Raw genomic sequence first — 17,519 nt, forward strand, 5'->3', positions numbered from 1 at the left:
GAAACAGTCAATGCACTTCCTTATCGGAGTCAGAGGGGAGGGGGGTATCGGGATCCGGCGGTGCGGTGTCGGTCTCGGGCATGAGCTCAAGGGCCGAGGGCGTGGTGCGCAGCATCAGCCGGAACCCGACCGGATGCGTGCGCAGGCGCTGGAAACTGAGCAGGCGCGCGGTGGTGAACAACGCCAGCAGCATCAGCACCACCGCGAAGTACAACGGCAGCGCAGGCGCGCCAAAGCGTTGCATGGCCGCACCGGCCAGTGCCGGGCCGAGCGCAGCGCCCACGCCATGCACCAGCAGCAGGCTGGAGCACCCGGACAGCAGGTCTTCGCGTGGCAGGTAATCGAGCATGTGCGCCACGGCGAAGGGATACAGGGCGAAGGCCAGCCCGCCGTAGAAGAAGAACAGGCCGAACAGCAGATGGGTCTGCAGCTGGATCATCGGCAGCGACGCCACGACGGCGATGCCGGCCGCAGCCAGGCTGAGGGCGACCAGCCCGGTGCGGCGGTCATGCCCGTCGCTGATATGGCCCAGCGGCCACTGCAGCAACGCGCCACCGGCGATGGCGGTCAGCATGAACAGGGCTACGCCATTGCCATCCAGGCCGACCTCGCCGGCGTACACCGGCAGCAGGCCCCAGAACGCGCCCATCGCCAGCCCGGACAGGCCGGCGGCAACGGTCGCCACCGGCGCCATCGCGTACAGGCGCGCCAGTTTCAGGCGCGGCACCGAGGGAATCTCCGGCGGGCGCAGCCGCGTGGCGGTGACCGGCAACACCGCCGCGCAGACCAGGATGGCGGTGAGCATGAACATCGAGGTCGCGCCGGCGTCGCCGAGCATCAGCAGCACCTGGCCCAGGGCCAGTGCCGAGAGATTGACCACCATGTAGAGCGAGAAGGCACGGCTGCGCAGCCGGGGGTCGGGCTCGGCGTTGAGCCAGCTCTCGATCACCGTGTACAGGCCGACCAGGGCGATGCCGGTGAGGATGCGCAGTACGCCCCAGCCCACCGGATTGATCCACAGCGGGTGCAGCAGCACCGCGATGGCGGCGAGGGCGGCAAAGAAGGCAAACGCACGGATATGGCCGATGCGGCCGATCAGCGAGGGGGCGAAGAAGGTGCCGATGAAAAACCCGGCGAAATAGCCGGACATCACCAACCCCAACGTGCCGGCACCGAAGCCGGCTTCACCACCGCGCACCGCCAGCAATGTCCCGAGCAGGCCGCTGCCGGTCAGCAACAGCGCCACACCGGTGAGCAGGGCGGTCAGCCGCAACACGCGTGCGTCCTTCGTGGGGAAGAAGGCGAACGAATCACGTGACCGACCATAACACAGGGGCAATGAAGCGCTGGTTGCAGCGGCGCGGATGCGTTGGCGGCCCTGTCTGTCGCATCAAGTGCGCGGTTTGCGCTGCCCGCTCGCGCCCGTTAGGGTGGGGGCATGAACGCAGTCAAACTTCTTCCCTTGGTCGCTGCGCTGGCGATCACCGCCTGCAGCGGCTCTAATGACACCGTCGGGCACGAGGTGTCGATGGCACCGTCCGATGCCTTCATGTCCGCCGTGGCCGCGCATTGCGGCAAGGCGTTCGAAGGCCGCATCGCGGTCAACGAACCGCGCACCGATGCGCCCGATCCCTTCGAGGGCAAGCGCCTGGTCATGCATGTACGTGGCTGCGAGGATCCGGCACACGAGCTGCGGATCCCGTTCCATGTCGGCGACGACCACTCGCGCACCTGGGTGCTGAGCCGCACCGAGAACGGCCTGCGCCTGAAGCATGATCACCGCCACGAAGATGGCAGCCCGGATGCGGTCACGATGTACGGGGGTGACAGCAAGCCGCCGGGGACCGCGCAGCGCCAGTCGTTCCCGGTGGATTCGGATTCGGTGGCGATGTTCCGCAAGGCCGACATGCTGGCCTCCGTGCAGAACACCTGGGCGATGGAAGTGGACCCCGACCAGCGCTTCGTCTACGAGCTCACCCGGCCGGGCGGGCGCCACTTCCAGGTGGTGTTCGACCTGACCAAGCCGGTGGCGTTGCCGCCGGCGCCGTGGGGCAGTGAGACGCCGGCACCGTAACCCGGTCTCCCGACGCCGGCCGCAGGTGGCCGGCGCCGCAAGGTGCCGACCCACGGTCGGCACCGGGTGCAGGGCTGGGCCGCTCAGCGCGCCCCGAAGCGGGCGCGGCAGCCGCCGCTGACCCACAGGCTGCCATTGCTGTAGCCCCAGCTGCGGCCCTCCACGCAGGCCGTGCCGGACAGCTGCTGGACCAGTGCCGGGCGCCCCTGGCGGTCATCCCACGCGCAGGTCTGCTGGCGTTTGTCGTTGCTGCTGCAGGTCACGCTGTAGTTGCTGTTGCCACCGCCGCCCCAGTTGCCGCCGCTGTTGCCACGCGCCTCGGCGAACTCGCCGCGGCAGCCGCGGTTGACCCACACCGCGCCATTGCGCACGCCCCAGGTCTGGCCTTCGACGCAGGCCGTACCGGAGATCTGGCGGACCAGGGTCGCGTTGCGCCAACCGGTGTTGCAGGTCCGCTCGCGGTTGTCCTGGCTCTCGCAGCGGATGGTCGCCCCGGTGCCGCTACCGCCGCCCCAGTTGCCGCCATTGCCGCGTCCCTCGACGAATTCGGCCCGGCAGCCGCCGCTGACCCAGACGGTGCCATTGCGCGAGCCCCAGTTGCGGCCCTCGGTACAGGTCGTGCCTGAAATCTGCCGGGACAGCCGGGCGCTGCGCCAGCCGGTGTTGCAGACCCGCTCGCGGTTGTCCTGGCTTTCGCAGCGGACCGTGCCGTTGTTGCCGGATCCGTTGCCGCCGCCATTCCAGCCGCCGCCGTTGCCGTTGCCGCGCAGCGAGGTGGCGATGTCCTGCTTGATGCGTGAGAAGCTCCAGCCCGAGTTGACCTGGGCCAGGTAGAAGCGCAGCTGGTCATCCGGGATCCGGCGGCCATTGGACTGGTCGGCGTATTCCTGGGTGATGACCCGGCTGCGGTCGGAGGAGGACAACTGCGACAGATTCTCCGGGGCATAGGCCCGGGTGCTGATCTGGGCGTGCAGGGCCGGGGCCATACAGGCCAGGGCAAGGGTGAGGCAGACGGTGCTCAGACGGCGTTGCATGGCGACATCCCCGTGCGGTCGTTGGTGCGCGGACTATAGGAACGCCCCCGGTTCAGAGCGCGTGATGCCGGGCCGCGGCGCCCGGATTTGCCCCGCCGGGCTGGCGGCCGCAGAATAACGGGCTTTCCGGCGCAGCTTGGCGCCGGCACTCTCCTGCGGAGCTTTACCCCCATGCGTACCCACTTCTGTGGCCTGGTCGACGAGACCCTGATTGGCCAAACCGTTACCCTCGCCGGCTGGACCGACGTTGCCCGCAACCAGGGCGGCGTGGTCTTCATCGATCTGCGCGATCATGAAGGCATCGTGCAGGTGACGGTGGAAGTCGACAACGCAGCCGTGTTCGCCGTGGCCGCCAGCCTGGGCTACGAGGACGTGCTGCAGGTCGAAGGCGTGGTGCGTGCGCGGCATGCGGCCAATGACAAACTCCGCACCGGCAGCGTGGAAGTGATCGCCACGTCGATCACCATCCTCAACAAGGCCGAGCCGCTGCCGTTCCACGCGCACGAGAACCCGGGCGAGGAAACCCGCCTGAAGTACCGTTACCTGGACCTGCGCCGCCCGGAAATGCAGCGCATGCAGCGCACCCGCATCAAGCTGGTGCAGGCCCTGCGCCGTCACCTGGACGCCACCGGTTTCCAGGACATCGAAACCCCGATCCTGACCAAGGCCACCCCGGAAGGCGCCCGCGACTTCCTGGTGCCGGCGCGCATGCACCCGGGCGAGTTCTACGCCCTGCCGCAGAGCCCGCAGCTGTTCAAGCAGATCCTGATGGTGGCTGGCTTCGACCGCTACTACCAGATCGCGCGCTGCTTCCGCGATGAGGCCCTGCGTGCCGACCGCCAGCTGGAATTCACCCAGCTGGACATGGAATTCGCCTTCGTGCGCGAGCGCGACGTGCAGGACTTCGTGGAAACCATGATCCGCGCCATCTTCAAGGAAGTGGTGGACGTGGAGCTGGCCGCCAGCTTCCCGCGCATGACCTGGGCCGAGGCGATGCGTCGCTATGGCTCGGACAAGCCGGACCTGCGCATCGCGCTGGAGCTGGTGGACGTGGCCGAACTGGTCAAGACCAGCGAATTCCCGGTGTTCACCGCGGCCGCCAACGATGCCGACGGCCGCGTGGCTGCGCTGCGCATCCCGGGCGGCGCCAGCCTGTCGCGCAAGCAGATCGACGAATACGCCGCGCACGCCACCAAGTACGGCGCCAAGGGCCTGGCCTACATCAAGATCAGCGAGAGCGGCGAAGTCAGCTCGCCGATCGCCAAGTTCTTCAGCGAAAAAGCCTTCGCCGCGCTGGTCGCCCACGTCGGCGCCGGCAACGGTGACATCGTGTTCTTCGGCGCCGGTGGCTACAACAAGGTCTCCGATTTCATGGGCGCCCTGCGCCTGAAGGCCGGCAAGGACTTCAACCTGGTCGCCGCCGGCTGGGCACCGCTGTGGGTCACCGATTTCCCGATGTTCGAGTACGACGACGAAGCCCAGCGCTACGTCGCCCTGCATCACCCCTTCACCGCCCCGGCGGTGGACGACATCGCCGACCTGCGCGCGAATGCGAAGACCGCCGTGTCGCGTGGCTATGACATGGTGCTCAACGGCAACGAGATCGGCGGCGGCTCGATCCGTATCCACCGCTCGGACATGCAGAGTGCGGTGTTCGAACTGCTGGGCATCGGTGCCGAAGAGGCCGAGGGCAAGTTCGGCTTCCTGCTCGATGCGCTGCGTTTCGGCGCGCCGCCGCACGGTGGCATCGCCTTCGGCATCGACCGTATCGCCGCGCTGATGGCCGGTACCGAGTCGATCCGCGACGTCATCCCGTTCCCGAAGACCACCGGCGCGCAGTGCCTGATGACCGGCGCCCCGTCGCCGATCCCGGACGAGCAGCTGGCCGAAGTGCACGTGCAGGTCCGCCCGCGCGCCGCCAAGGAATAAGCCGGGACGCGCCGGCCCCCGGTCGGCGTCGACACGTGGCAGGTACCGACCGATGGTCGGTGCCTGCTGCGGATCCAGCCCGCCAGGAGCGACAGGTTCGCGGGTGGTGGGGCGCCATCGCCGCCACGTTCAGGTAAATTGGCGGTTCTTGCCGATGCCGATGCTCCCGCCGTGACTCCAGGCCGCTATACCATCCGCCGCGCCACCCCGGACGACGCCCAGACCCTGTCGGTGCTGGCCACGCGCACGTTCGTGGAAACCTTCGGCTCCCTGTACCCGCCCGAAGACCTGCAGGCCTTCCTGGATGAGGCGTACCCGGCGCAGCGCCAGCGCATCATCCTTGAGCACCCCGATTACGCGGTCTGGCTGCTGGAGCTCGATGGCGTCGCCGTGGGCCATGCCGCCGCCGGCCCCTGTGGCCTGCCGCATGCCGAGGTGCAGCCCGGCGATGGCGAACTCAAGCGGCTGTACCTGATCAAGGACCAGCAGAGCTGCGGCTGGGGCAGCCGCCTGTTCGAAACCGCGCTGGCCTGGCTGGAACGGGAAGGCCCGCGCACGCTGTGGCTGGGCGTCTGGTCGGAGAACTTCGGCGCGCAGCGGTTCTACGCCCGCTATGGCTTCAGCAAGGTCGGCACCTACGAGTTCCCGGTCGGCAGCGTGCGCGACCTGGAGTTCATCCTGCGCCGCCCGCCCACGGCGGGCTGAGCACGACATCGTCATGGCCGCAGCGGCTTCACCTGCCGTTGGCTGGCCCATTTGTCTAATGACGCTGTTTCCTTCTGCAGGCGCCCCGCCCAATGGGCGAGGCTGACATCATGAATCCCCCCGTTTTACTGCTGCATGGCATCTGGAACGCACGCGCCTGGGTCGGCCCGTTGGCCTGGCGCCTGCGCGCCCGTGGCTTCACCGTGGATACCTTCGGGTATTCGAGCGTGTTCGGTGGTCCCGAGGTGGCAGTGCCGCAGCTGCTGGAGCGGCTCAAGGACAGTGGTCCGGTCTCGCTGGTCGGCCACAGCCTGGGCGGACTGGTCGCCCTTGAGGCCCTGCGGGGCGCCCCGGAGCTGCCGGTGTCGCGCGTGGTCTGCCTGGGCTCGCCACTGCGCGGCAGCGTGACCGCCCGCTCCCTGAGCGATCACGGCTGGTCGCTGGCGCTGGGGCGCAGCTCGGAACTGCTGCTCGACGGGCTGCCGGCCTGGGAGGGCAGGGCCCAGGTCGGGCTGATCGCCGGCTCGGTCCCGCATGGGCTGGGCAGCCTGCTAGGCGCCTGTGGCGAGGCCTCCGATGGCACCGTGGCGCTGGATGAGACCCAGCTGCCGGGGCTCGCCGACCACTGTGTGATCCCGGCCAGCCACAGCGGGCTGGTGTTCTCGCCCGATGCCGCGCGGCAGACCGCCGCCTTCCTGCGCGATGGCCGGTTCCGGCGCGATGATGCGGCCCACGCCGCCTGAGCGGGCGGGGTGGTGACACGGGCGGGGCGGCGGATCAGGTAGAATTCGCGCCCTGTTCCTGACAGAAGCACGAGAGTCACCCCATGGGTAGAGGCCCCTCCATCGAGAACCGCAAAAACGCGTCTGACGCGAAGCGCGGCAAGATTTTCACCAAGATCATCCGCGAGATCGGCGTTGCCGCGCGCGGCGGTGGAGGCGACCCCAACAACAACCCGCGCCTGCGCGTTGCCATGGACAAGGGCCTGTCCTCGAACATGTCCAAGGATGTGATCGAGCGCGCCATCAAGAAGGCGACCGGTGAGCTGGAAGGCGTGGAGTACGAAGAGATCCGCTACGAGGGCTATGCCCCCGGTGGCGTGGCCGTGATCGTGGACTGCCTGACCGACAACCGCGTGCGCACCGTGGCCGATGTCCGCCATGCGTTCAGCAAGTGCGGCGGCAACATGGGCACCGAAGGCTCGGTGGCCTTCATGTTCAAGCGCCTGGGCGTGCTGCACTTCGCCGCCGGTGCGGACGAAGAAGCCGTCACCGAAGCGGCGATCGAGGCCGGTGCGGACGACATCGTGGTCTACCCGGAAGACGGGGCGATCGATGTGCTCACCGCGGCCGACAGCTATCACGCCGTCAAGGACGCGATGGAAGCAGCCGGTTTCAAGGCGGACCACGCCGAAATCACCTTCCGTGCCGACAACGACATCAAGGTCGAGGGCGACACCGCCCTGCAGGTCAAGAAGCTGCTGGACATGCTCGAAGACCTGGACGACGTGCAGGACGTGTTCTCCAACGCCGATCTCGGCGCGGACGCCTACGCCTGAGCGGGCCCTTCACCGGTCGCTTTGCGCGACCGGTGAGCGGACAATGCGGACCATGATGACTCCAGCCGTTCCCTGTTATCCCCGCCGCATGTGTCCCTTCCGGGCCGCGGGCGGCCGTGTGCGTGCCGCATGACACGCATCCTCGGCATCGACCCCGGTTCGCAGCGCACCGGGGTGGGCATCATTGATGTGGACGCCGCCGGCAGGGTGGTGCATGTCCACCACCTGCCACTGGTGCTGCTGGGCGCGGACGACTTCCCGCAGCGGATGAAGCTGCTGGTGGTGGGCCTGACCGCCCTGGTCGAGGAGTACCGCCCCGACGAAGTGGCCATCGAAAAGGTGTTCATGGCACGCAACCCGGATTCGGCCCTGAAGCTGGGCCAGGCCCGCGGCGCGGCGATCTCGGCCGTGGTGATGCGCGACCTGCCGGTCAGCGAATACGCGGCCACCGAGATCAAGCTGGCCGTGGTCGGTCGCGGTGGCGCGGAAAAACAACAGGTCCAACACATGGTCGGGCTCATGCTCAACCTGAAAACCAAGCTGCAGGCCGACGCCGCCGACGCGTTGGCCGTGGCGATCACCCACGCCCATGTCCGGGCCACGGCGCTGCGCCTGGGCGTCAATGCGCGCCAGGCCTGGAGCCGGAAATGAGGAAAACTGCATGATTGGTCGTCTGCGCGGGATCGTGGCCTACAAGGCGCCGCCGTGGCTCATGGTCGACGTCAATGGCGTCGGTTACGAACTGGAGGCGCCGATGAGCACCTTCTACGACCTGCCCGAGCTGGGCCGCGAGGTCACCCTGTTCACCCATTACGCGCAGAAGGAAGACAGCGTCTCGCTGTACGGTTTCCTGCGCGAGGGTGAGCGCCGCCTGTTCCGCGATGTGCAGAAGGTCAGCGGGATCGGCGCCAAGATCGCGCTGGCGGTGCTCTCCGGCGTCAGCGTGGACGAGTTCGCGCGCATGCTCCAGGCCGGTGACATCACCGCGCTGACCCGCATCCCGGGCATCGGCAAGAAGACCGCCGAGCGCATGGTGCTGGAGCTGCGCGACCGCGCGGCCAACTTCGGCGGCGGCGGGGCACCCATCGCCGGCGCGGCACCGGCCACCGATCCGGTCTCCGAGGCGACCGTGGCCCTGCAGCAGCTGGGTTACAAGCCGGTCGAGGCTGCACGCATGGCGCGCGACGCCAACGCCGAAGGCGACGATGTCGCCACGGTCATCCGCAAAGCCCTGCAGGCTGCGCTGCGCTGAGCCGCGCGCCCGCCTGTTCCTGATCCGATACCGACCGCGTCCGCCCGGAGCCTCATGTCCACCACTTCCCCCCAGCACAGCGACGGCCAGGCCCCGCACGGCCACGCGCCGGCGGCCGGCGGCATGGCGCTGATGATCGGCGCCATCGGCGTGGTGTTCGGCGACATCGGCACCAGCCCGCTGTACACGCTCAAAGAAGCGTTCTCCCCGCATTACGGCCTCAACAGCGACCATGACACCGTGCTGGGCGTGCTGTCCCTGGCGTTCTGGGCACTGAACATCGTGGTGACGCTCAAGTACGTCACCATCATCATGCGCGCCGACAACGACGGCGAGGGCGGCATCATGGCGCTGATGGCGCTGACCCAGCGCACGCTGCGGAACGGCTCGCGCTCGGCGTACGTGGTGGGCATCCTGGGCATCTTCGGCGCCTCGCTGTTCTTCGGCGACGGCGTGATCACCCCGGCCATCTCCGTGCTGGGTGCGGTCGAAGGCCTGGAGGTCGCGGCCCCGGGGCTGCACAACTTCATCGTGCCGATCACCGTGGTGGTGCTGCTGGCGGTGTTTGCCGTACAGCGCTTCGGCACGGCCAAGATCGGCAAGCTGTTCGGCCCGATCACCTCGATCTGGTTCATCTCCCTGGCGGCGATCGGCATCTGGAACATCGTCGATGCGCCGGAAGTGCTCAAGGCCTTCAACCCGATGTGGGCGCTGCGCTTCTTCATGGAGCACGGCTGGCACGGCATCTTCATCCTCGGCGCGGTGGTGCTGGCGGTGACCGGTGGCGAGGCGCTGTATGCCGACATGGGCCACTTCGGCGCCAGGCCGATCCGCCACGCCTGGTATTACTTCGTGCTGCCGTGCCTGGTGCTGAACTACCTGGGGCAGGGCGCGTTGGTGCTCAAGCACCCCGAAGCGGTGAAGAATCCGTTCTTCGAGGCGGTGCCGGAGTGGGGCCTGTACCCAATGATCGTGCTGGCCACGATGGCGGCGGTGATCGCTTCGCAGTCGGTGATCACCGGGGCGTTCTCGGTTTCGCGCCAGGCCATGCAGCTGGGCTACATCCCGCGCATGCGCATCACCCACACCTCGCACGACACCATCGGCCAGATCTACATCCCGGGCATCAACTGGGGCATCGCGGTGATGGTGATCGGGCTGGTGCTGGCCTTCCGCAGCTCCTCCAACCTGGCCGTGGCCTACGGCATTTCGGTGTCGGCCACCATGCTGATCGATACCCTGCTGCTGGCACTGGTCGCCCGCGCGCTGTGGCCGAAAGCGCGCAACTGGATCCTGCCGCTGTGCGTGATCTTCTTCGTGATCGACCTGGGCTTCGTGATCGCCAACGGCGCCAAGCTGCTGCAGGGCGCGTGGTTCCCGGTGGTGCTGGGCATCGTGCTGTTCACCATGATGCGCACCTGGCGCCGGGGCCGCGAGCTGCTGCGCGATGAGATCCGCAAGGACGGCATCCGGATCGACACCTTCCTGCCCGGCCTGATGCTGGCCCCGCCGGTGCGGGTGCCGGGTACCGCGGTGTTCCTGACCGCCGACCCCTCGGTGGCCCCGCACGCGTTGATGCACAACCTCAAGCACAACAAGGTGCTGCACGAGCGCAACGTGTTCCTGCACGTGGTGACCCTGCCGGTGCCGTATGCGCCTTCGGGCCAGCGCCTGAAGATCGAGTCGGTGGGCGATGAGTTCTATCGGATCTACGTGCGCTTCGGCTTCATGGAGACCCCGGACGTACCGCTGGCGCTAATGCGCTCGTGCGACCACGGCGGGATCTACTTCGACCCGATGGACACCACCTTCTTCGCCAGCCGCGAGACCATCGTGGCCACGGCCAACCGCGGCATGCCGATCTGGCGCGACAAGCTGTTCGCGCTGATGCACCGCAACGCGGCGCCGGCGACCGGGTTCTTCCGGATTCCGGGGAATCGGCTGGTGGAACTGGGCGCACAGGTGGAGATCTGACGAAGTCAGATCGCCGCCTGCGGCCCAAGGTTTGCTGCGCAGACCTTGGGGCCCGGGCGCCTTCCACTTAAAACCCCGCACCTTCGGTGTACCCCTCCGATGCGTAACCGGTAGTGCCGGCCGCTGGCCGGCTCCCCATGACCCCTGCATCGCGTGGAGCCGGCCAGCGGCCGGCATTACCTGGAGCGCGGATCGCGCTCCTTTTGCCGCATAATTGCCGCATGACAGACGACCGCATCATCGGTGCCGGTGCCACCCGCGAAGACGAGGGCACCGACGCCAGCATCCGCCCCAAGCGCATGGCCGATTACCTGGGCCAGGCGCCGGTGCGCGAGCAGCTGTCGATCTACATCGAAGCGACCAAGGCCCGTGGCGATGCGCTCGACCACGTGCTGATCTTCGGGCCGCCAGGCCTGGGCAAGACCACCTTGAGCCACGTGATCGCCAACGAGCTGGGGGTCGCGCTGCGCGTCACCTCCGGGCCGGTGATCGAGAAGGCCGGTGACCTGGCCGCGCTGCTGACCAACCTGCAGCCGCACGATGTGCTGTTCATCGATGAAATCCACCGCCTCTCGCCGGTCGTCGAAGAAGTGCTGTACCCGGCGATGGAAGATTTCCAGATCGACATCATGATCGGCGAAGGCCCTGCGGCCCGCTCGATCAAGATCGATCTGCCGCCGTTCACCCTGATCGGCGCGACCACCCGTGCCGGCCTGCTGACCGCGCCGCTGCGCGACCGCTTCGGCATCGTGCATCGGCTGGAGTTCTATACGCCCGAGGAACTGACGAAGATCGTCCGGCGCTCGGCCAGCATCCTCAACATCGACTGCACCGCCGAAGGGGCGGCCGAGATCGCCCGGCGCTCGCGCGGCACGCCGCGTATCGCCAACCGGCTGCTGCGCCGGGTACGCGACTTCGCGCAGGTGAAGGCGGCCGGCCACATCGACCAGGGCGTCGCCCAGGCCGCCATGCAGATGCTCAAGGTCGACCCGGAAGGCTTCGACGAGCTCGATCGGCGCCTGCTGCGGACCATGGTCGATTACTTCGACGGCGGTCCGGTCGGGATCGAATCGCTGGCCGCCGCGCTCTCCGAAGAGCGTGGCACGCTGGAAGACGTGGTTGAACCCTATCTGATCCAGCAGGGCTTCCTGATCCGCACCGCCCGGGGCCGCATGTGCACGCACAAGGCTTACCGGCACATGGGCCTGAAGCCGAAGAATCCGCCGGCCGACCTGTTCGCGGAGGTCCCGGATGTCGGTTGATCCCCGGGTTGAGCCCCGATTCAGTTGGCCGACACGCATTTACTGGGAAGATACCGACGCTGGCGGGGTCGTGTACCACGCCCGCTACGTGGCCTTCATGGAACGGGCGCGGACCGAATGGATGCGCGCATTGGGGTATGGTCAGGAGCGCATGCGCTGCGACCATGGCCTGGTGTTCGCGGTGCGCAGCATGACCATGGATTTCCTCAAGCCGGCGCGGCTGGACGATGCGCTGGCGGTTACCGCCACGCTGGTGCAGTGCAAGCGTGCCAGCATGGTGTTCGCCCAGGCCGTGTGCCGGGGCGGGGAAACACTGCTGACCGCGCAGGTGAAGATCGCCGCGCTCGATGCAGCCACCTTCAAACCGCGTGGCATGGACGATGCACTGCATGCCGCGCTGAAACACCTCGAATTTCCAGAATCCGCATACTGAGGAACAACGGATGATCGCAATGCTCCTGGCCCTGCAGGCCACGGTGACCGAAGCGCTGCCGCAGGAAGTCACCAGCGCCGCGGCGCAGACTGTCGCCCAAGCCGCGCACGGCGGTGGCATCAACTACCTGGACCTGATGGTCAAGGCCAGCATCCCGGTGAAGATCATCGTGCTGCTGCTGCTGGCCGGCTCGTTCATCAGCTGGGTGATCATCTTCCGCAAGGCGCGCGTGTTCAACGCCGCCAACCGCGCTGCCGATGAGTTCGAAAGCCGCTTCTGGTCCGGGGCGGACCTGGGCAAGCTGTACAGCTCGGCGACCGACCGCAACCGCCAGGTCGGTGGCCTGGAAGCGATCTTCGAATCGGGCTTCCGCGAGTTCACCCGCCTGCGCGACAAGCGCCGCCTGGATGGCCGCGCCCAGCTGGAAGGTGCCCAGCGCGCCATGCGCACCACCTATACCCGCGAAGTGGACCAGATGGAGCGCAGCCTGGAGCTGCTGGCCAACATCGGCTCGACCGCCCCGTACGTGGGTCTGGTCGGCACCGTGTTCGGCATCATGGTGACCATGCACGACATGATCAACAGCGGCGAGCAGGCCGGTATCGCCTCGGTCGCCCCGGGTATCTCCGAAGCCCTGTTCGCCACCGCCATCGGCCTGTTCGTGGCGATCCCGGCGGTGTGGGCCTACAACCGCTTCACCACCCGCGTGGAGCGCATGTCGGTGCGCTTTGAAACCTTCGCAGAAGAGTTCAGCTCGATCCTGCAGCGTCAGACCGCGGGCGACGAGTAAGCGCCCAGCACAGGAGTCCTGCCATGACCGCAGCCATTGGCCGCCGCAAGCGCCGAAAGCTCAAATCCGAAATCAACGTCGTGCCCTACATCGACGTCATGCTGGTGCTGCTCATCATCTTCATGGTGACCGCGCCGCTGCTCACGCTGAGCTTTGAAGTGGATCTGCCGACCTCCCAGGCCAAGGCGCTGGAGAGCAAGCAGGATCCGGTGATCGTCTCCGTCCGCCTGGATGGCCAGCTCAGCCTGAAGCTGCCCGAGGCCAAGGATCCGGAGCCGATGGATGCCGCCCGCCTGCAGGCCCAGCTGTCCGCGCTTTCCTCGCAGGACAAGAACCTGCGCGTGATCGTTGCCGCCGACAAGGCCGTGGCCTATGAGAAGGTGGTCGCGGCCATGGACGTGATCAAGCGCGCCAACGTGGAAAAGGTGGGCCTGGCGACCGATGCACGCTGAAGCCCTGCCACCGCAGCGTCAGCCTGAAGAGAAGTGGGGTCTGCCGATCGCGCTGGCGCTCGGCGTGCACCTGCTGCTGGCCCTGATCTTCATCGCCGCCTGGTTGTGGTCGCCGCAACGCACCACCGAAGCGGCCGCCGGCGATCCGGCCATCGAGGCCAGCCTGCAGCTGTCCGCCGCCGAAGCCTCGGCCGCGCGCCAGGCCCTGCGCGCCTCCGAGACGCTGCCGGACCTGCCCGAACCGGTCGCCGAGCCCGAGCCCATTCCCGAAGACACCGTGCCGCCGCCGCAGCCGTTGCCCGAGCCGCGCCCGCAGGACGCGCCGACGCCGCAGCAGTCGCAGGCGCAGGAGCGCATCGCCCAGCCCGACACGGTCGACCAGGAAGCGGTCAACGCGCTGGCGATCTCGGCTGAAAAGGCCAAACAGGAGCAGGAAGCCAAGCGCCGCCAGGAACAGATCGACCTGACCGAGCGCAAGCGCCAGGAACAGGCCGAGCAGAAGCTGCGCCTGGCCAAGCAGCAGGAAGAGGCGGAGCTGAAGAAGAAGCTGGCCGAGCAGGAACAGAAAGCCAACGACGCCAAGGCCGAGGCCGAGCGCGACAAGAAGCTGGCCGAGATCCGGCGCAAGCGCGCCCAGGCCGAGAACGAAGCCAAGCTGGCCGAGCAGAAGCTGCGCCAGGTCACCGCTGCGCGTGCCGCCAATGCCTCGGCCTCCACCGCCGGTGCCACCGGTGCCGCCAAGCCGGCGGCTGGTGCGGGCGGGACCAGCGACGATCTGAGCGCCAAGTACGCCGCCGCGATCCAGCAGAAGGTCTCCGCGCAGTGGACGCGTCCGGATTCGGTGCCATTGGGCCAGCGCTGCCAGGTCTCGATCACCCAGATTCCGGGCGGGCAGGTCATCCAGGCCAAGGTCAGCGGCAGCTGCCCGTTCGACGAAGCCGGCCGCCGCTCGATCGAGGCCGCCGTATTGAATGCCCAGCCGTTGCCGTACCGCGGTTTCGAATCGGTGTTCGCGCGCACGATCAACTTCACCTTCACCGCCCAGGATTGATCCCGGGCGGTCCGGTGAAGTTCCGCCGGCACGCTGTACAGGGGCTCATGGCCAAGTTGGGGGGCGGAGCGCGCCGAATCCGGCCGGTTGGTTAACGGGCCGTGAGATTTGTGCGCTCGGTGACTCGGAATTCACACTGCCTTGGTTCATGATTGCGAAACTGTTCACCGCGGTCCTGTTATCCCTCGTTCTGGTTTCCCCCCTATTGAGCGCTCCATGAAAAAAATGCCTCGCTGGCTTGCCGTTGTTGCGGCCCTGTTGTTGCCCTTTGCTGCCATGGCGCAGCAGAAGGGGCTGGATATCGACATCATTGGCGGCAATGCCTCCGCCACGCCGATCACCGTCGTCCCGATGCCCTATCAAGGTTCGGCCGGTGCCCCGCAGACCGACGTGGCCGCCGTGGTACGCGCCGATCTGGACCGTTCCGGCCAGTTCCGCAACCTGCCGGAAGCCCAGATCGTCGAAAAACCGACCCGTGGCAGCGAGATCCAGTTCGCCACCTGGCGCGCGCTGAAGCAGAACTACATCGTCGTCGGCCGGGTCATGGACGCCGGTGCCGGTGCCTACCGCGTGGAGTACGAGCTCTACGACGTGCCCAAGGGTGAGCGCCTGCTCGGCTTGGCGATGACCGCCCGTGGCAACGCCATGCGTGATGTCGCCCACCAGATGGCCGATGCCATCTACGAAAAGATCACCGGTGTCCGCGGCGCCTTCTGGACCCGCATCGCCTATGTCACCGCCAGCGGCAAGGGCGATGCCATGCGCTATGCGCTGATGGTGGCCGATTCGGACGGCTTCAACCCGCAGACCATCGTGCGCTCGGCCGAGCCGCTGCTCTCGCCCAGCTGGAGCCCGGACGGCAACAAGCTGGCCTACGTCAGCTTCGAACGCGGCAACTCGGCGATCTACATCCAGAACATCTCCAGTGGCGCCCGTGAGCTGGTCACCAGCTTCCGCGGCATCAACAGCGCCCCCTCGTTCTCCCCGGACGGCCGTCGCCTGGCCCTGTCGCTGTCGCGCAGCGGCAACCCGGAGATCTACGTGATGGACCTGGGCAGCAAGCAGCTGACCCAGCTGACCAACCACTTCGCCATCGATACCGAGCCGACCTGGAGCCCGGACGGCAGCAGCGTCTACTTCACCTCCGACCGTGGTGGCCGCCCGCAGATCTACCAGGTGGCCTCCAGCGGCGGCAGCGCTTCGCGCGTGACCTTCCAGGGCAACTACAACGCCACCCCGAGCCTGTCCTACGACGGCAAGAAGCTGGTGGTCGCCCAGGGCAGTGGCAACACCTACAAGATCGCGATGATGGACAGCAGCACGGGCTCGGCCCGCTGGAACACGCTGTCGCCAGGGTCGCTGGATGAATCGCCGAGCTTTGCGCCCAACGCGAGCATGGTGTTGTACGCCGCCCGCGAGGGTGGTCGTGGAGTGTTGTATGCCGTTTCGGCCGATGCGCGCGTGCGCCAGCGGCTGGTTCTGGCCGACGGTGATGTTCGTGAGCCTTCTTGGTCGCCATACCGTACAAAGCGCTAACAGAGTGTTAAGATTTCGCCGTATTCATCCCTCATCCGGCTTTAGGAGCCTCAAAGGTATCGCCATGAACAAGACCACCCGCGTTCTGCTTGTCTCCCTGTTGTCCGTGGCCGCCCTGGCCGGTTGTTCCAAGAAGGTCAAGGAAGCGCCTGTTGCCCCGGTCGATACCGGCAGCACCACCGCTCCGACCGGCCCGTCCACCTCCGGCCTGTACGGCCCGGGCGATCTGGATACCGACTCCTGCCTGCGCCAGCGCGTGGTGTACTTCGACCTGGACAAGGAAGACGTGAAGCCGGAATTCCAGGCCATCATGGCTTGCCACGCCAAGTACCTGCGTGACCGTCCGTCCTCGCGCATGACCCTGCAGGGCCACACCGACGAGCGCGGTTCGCGCGCGTACAACCAGGCCCTGGGCGAGCGTCGTGGCAACGGCGTGTCCTCGGCACTGCAGGCCAACGGTGGTTCGGCTTCGCAGCTGACCGTGGTGTCCTACGGTGAAGAGCGTCCGGTCTGCACCGAGTCGGGCGAGTCCTGCTGGTCGCAGAACCGTCGCGTCGAGATCGTGTACACGGCTCAGTAATAGATGCGCTTTCGATTTCTATCGATGATCGTTGCGGCAGCCCTCGTGGCTGCCGCACCGGCCAATGCGCAGCGCCAGAGTCTGGCCGACCGCGTCGGCGCGCTTGAGCAGCAGGCGAACAACAACCAGTCCAACATGGACATGCTCAACCAGCTGAACCAGCTGCGTACCCAGTTGCAGGCCCTGCAGTCGCAGGTCGAGCAGCTGCAGCACGACAATGAGCAGCTCAAGCAGACCGGCAAGGACCAGTACCTGGACCTGGACAGCCGCCTGAACCGCCTGGAAGGTGGAGCCCCCGTGCTTCCCGCCGCCCCGGCCGCAGCCGCGACTGCCCCCGCTGCACCCCCGAAACCGGCAACGGCCGCTTCCGAGCGGCCGCCCTCCGTGCACGGCGATGCCGGCAGCCTGGCTGCCAGTGGCGACGAGCGCACGGCCTACAATGTCGCCTTCGATTCGCTCAAGGCTGGCAAGTACGACGACTCGGCGCAGCTGTTCATGAGCTTCCTCGAGCTGTACCCCAACGGTGTCTATACCCCCAACGCGCTGTACTGGTTGGGCGAAAGCTATTACGCCACCCGCAATTTCCCGCTGGCTGAGGCGCAGTTCCGCGACCTCATCTCGCGCTACCCGACCCATGACAAGGCGTCCGGTGGCCTGCTCAAGATCGGCCTGTCGCAGTATGGCGAAGGCAAGGTCGACCAGGCCCAGGCGACCCTGGAACAGGTCGTGTCCACGTACCCCGGCTCCGACGCCGCGCGCACCGCGCAGGACCGTCTGCAGTCGATCCGGCTGGGTCAGCAGATCCGCTGAACCCGCCCCGGGCCGCTGACGCGGCCGGGCCCGGTATAATGATTGATCGCCAACCGGGCGTTGCCCGGTCTTCCGTGCC

General features: G+C 67.4%; 18 protein-coding genes. 16 read left to right on the forward strand and 2 right to left on the reverse strand.

Annotated elements, in window-relative coordinates; genetic code table 11:
* Positions 1 to 7: 7 nt before the first annotated feature.
* A complete protein-coding gene (locus ORK51_RS15930) occupies positions 8 to 1,276 on the reverse strand; it encodes an MFS transporter (protein ID WP_019186136.1) in 1,269 nt (422 codons plus the stop codon).
* Between the two features lie 162 nt (positions 1,277 to 1,438).
* Between ORK51_RS15930 and ORK51_RS15935 the strand changes: the two genes are divergently transcribed.
* Positions 1,439 to 2,074, forward strand: a complete 636-nt coding sequence (locus tag ORK51_RS15935; protein ID WP_261997190.1) for a hypothetical protein — start codon at positions 1,439 to 1,441, stop codon at positions 2,072 to 2,074.
* A gap of 83 nt (positions 2,075 to 2,157) precedes the next feature.
* Here ORK51_RS15935 and ORK51_RS15940 read toward each other — a convergent pair whose 3' ends face one another.
* Positions 2,158 to 3,108: a DUF3011 domain-containing protein gene (locus ORK51_RS15940; protein ID WP_102788160.1), complete on the reverse strand. Its 951-nt coding sequence runs from the start codon at positions 3,106 to 3,108 to the stop codon at positions 2,158 to 2,160.
* A 171-nt stretch (positions 3,109 to 3,279) separates the two neighbouring features.
* Between ORK51_RS15940 and aspS the strand changes: the two genes are divergently transcribed.
* The 15 genes from aspS to ybgF all read left to right on the forward strand — a co-directional run bounded on the left by aspS (position 3,280) and on the right by ybgF (position 17,440).
* A complete protein-coding gene (gene aspS, locus ORK51_RS15945; protein WP_266085778.1) occupies positions 3,280 to 5,037 on the forward strand; it encodes an aspartate--tRNA ligase in 1,758 nt (585 codons plus the stop codon).
* A gap of 171 nt (positions 5,038 to 5,208) precedes the next feature.
* Positions 5,209 to 5,742: a GNAT family N-acetyltransferase gene (locus tag ORK51_RS15950; RefSeq protein ID WP_046274331.1), complete on the forward strand. Its 534-nt coding sequence runs from the start codon at positions 5,209 to 5,211 to the stop codon at positions 5,740 to 5,742.
* A gap of 110 nt (positions 5,743 to 5,852) precedes the next feature.
* Positions 5,853 to 6,485 (forward strand): esterase/lipase family protein, encoded by a 633-nt coding sequence (locus ORK51_RS15955; RefSeq protein WP_266085781.1) that lies wholly within the window; start codon positions 5,853 to 5,855, stop codon positions 6,483 to 6,485.
* An 83-nt stretch (positions 6,486 to 6,568) separates the two neighbouring features.
* Positions 6,569 to 7,300, forward strand: coding sequence for a YebC/PmpR family DNA-binding transcriptional regulator (locus ORK51_RS15960; protein ID WP_266085783.1), 732 nt, complete (start codon positions 6,569 to 6,571; stop codon positions 7,298 to 7,300).
* 129 nt (positions 7,301 to 7,429) lie between these two features.
* Entirely contained in the window at positions 7,430 to 7,951 is a 522-nt protein-coding gene (gene ruvC / locus ORK51_RS15965) for a crossover junction endodeoxyribonuclease RuvC (protein WP_019186142.1), read from the forward strand.
* Between the two features lie 10 nt (positions 7,952 to 7,961).
* Entirely contained in the window at positions 7,962 to 8,552 is a 591-nt protein-coding gene (gene ruvA / locus ORK51_RS15970) for a Holliday junction branch migration protein RuvA (protein WP_046274332.1), read from the forward strand.
* A 123-nt stretch (positions 8,553 to 8,675) separates the two neighbouring features.
* Positions 8,676 to 10,526, forward strand: a complete 1,851-nt coding sequence (locus ORK51_RS15975) for a potassium transporter Kup (protein WP_167390318.1) — start codon at positions 8,676 to 8,678, stop codon at positions 10,524 to 10,526.
* 221 nt (positions 10,527 to 10,747) lie between these two features.
* Positions 10,748 to 11,788, forward strand: a complete 1,041-nt coding sequence (ruvB, locus tag ORK51_RS15980; protein ID WP_261997188.1) for a Holliday junction branch migration DNA helicase RuvB — start codon at positions 10,748 to 10,750, stop codon at positions 11,786 to 11,788.
* The gene (gene ybgC, locus ORK51_RS15985) at positions 11,778 to 12,221 is read left to right on the forward strand and encodes a tol-pal system-associated acyl-CoA thioesterase (protein ID WP_070425772.1); all 444 of its coding nucleotides are present in this window, start codon (positions 11,778 to 11,780) and stop codon (positions 12,219 to 12,221) included. The genes ruvB and ybgC overlap by 11 nt, the downstream gene beginning before the upstream one ends.
* 10 nt (positions 12,222 to 12,231) lie before the next feature.
* On the forward strand, positions 12,232 to 13,011 hold the full coding sequence (tolQ, locus tag ORK51_RS15990) for a protein TolQ (RefSeq protein WP_019185221.1): 780 nt from the start codon (positions 12,232 to 12,234) through the stop codon (positions 13,009 to 13,011).
* Between the two features lie 23 nt (positions 13,012 to 13,034).
* Positions 13,035 to 13,463: a protein TolR gene (tolR, locus tag ORK51_RS15995; protein WP_019185220.1), complete on the forward strand. Its 429-nt coding sequence runs from the start codon at positions 13,035 to 13,037 to the stop codon at positions 13,461 to 13,463.
* Positions 13,453 to 14,514 (forward strand): cell envelope integrity protein TolA, encoded by a 1,062-nt coding sequence (gene tolA / locus ORK51_RS16000; protein WP_266085789.1) that lies wholly within the window; start codon positions 13,453 to 13,455, stop codon positions 14,512 to 14,514. The genes tolR and tolA overlap by 11 nt, the downstream gene beginning before the upstream one ends.
* A gap of 216 nt (positions 14,515 to 14,730) precedes the next feature.
* Positions 14,731 to 16,050, forward strand: coding sequence for a Tol-Pal system beta propeller repeat protein TolB (tolB, locus tag ORK51_RS16005; RefSeq protein ID WP_046272625.1), 1,320 nt, complete (start codon positions 14,731 to 14,733; stop codon positions 16,048 to 16,050).
* Positions 16,051 to 16,114: 64 nt separating this feature from the next.
* Positions 16,115 to 16,630, forward strand: a complete 516-nt coding sequence (pal, locus tag ORK51_RS16010; RefSeq protein ID WP_019185217.1) for a peptidoglycan-associated lipoprotein Pal — start codon at positions 16,115 to 16,117, stop codon at positions 16,628 to 16,630.
* 3 nt (positions 16,631 to 16,633) lie between these two features.
* A complete protein-coding gene (ybgF, locus tag ORK51_RS16015; protein ID WP_046272626.1) occupies positions 16,634 to 17,440 on the forward strand; it encodes a tol-pal system protein YbgF in 807 nt (268 codons plus the stop codon).
* Positions 17,441 to 17,519 lie beyond the last annotated feature (79 nt).

It is taken from the genome of Stenotrophomonas sp. RIT-551, assembly GCF_026241915.1.
GTDB classification, from domain to species: domain Bacteria; phylum Pseudomonadota; class Gammaproteobacteria; order Xanthomonadales; family Xanthomonadaceae; genus Stenotrophomonas; species Stenotrophomonas bentonitica_A.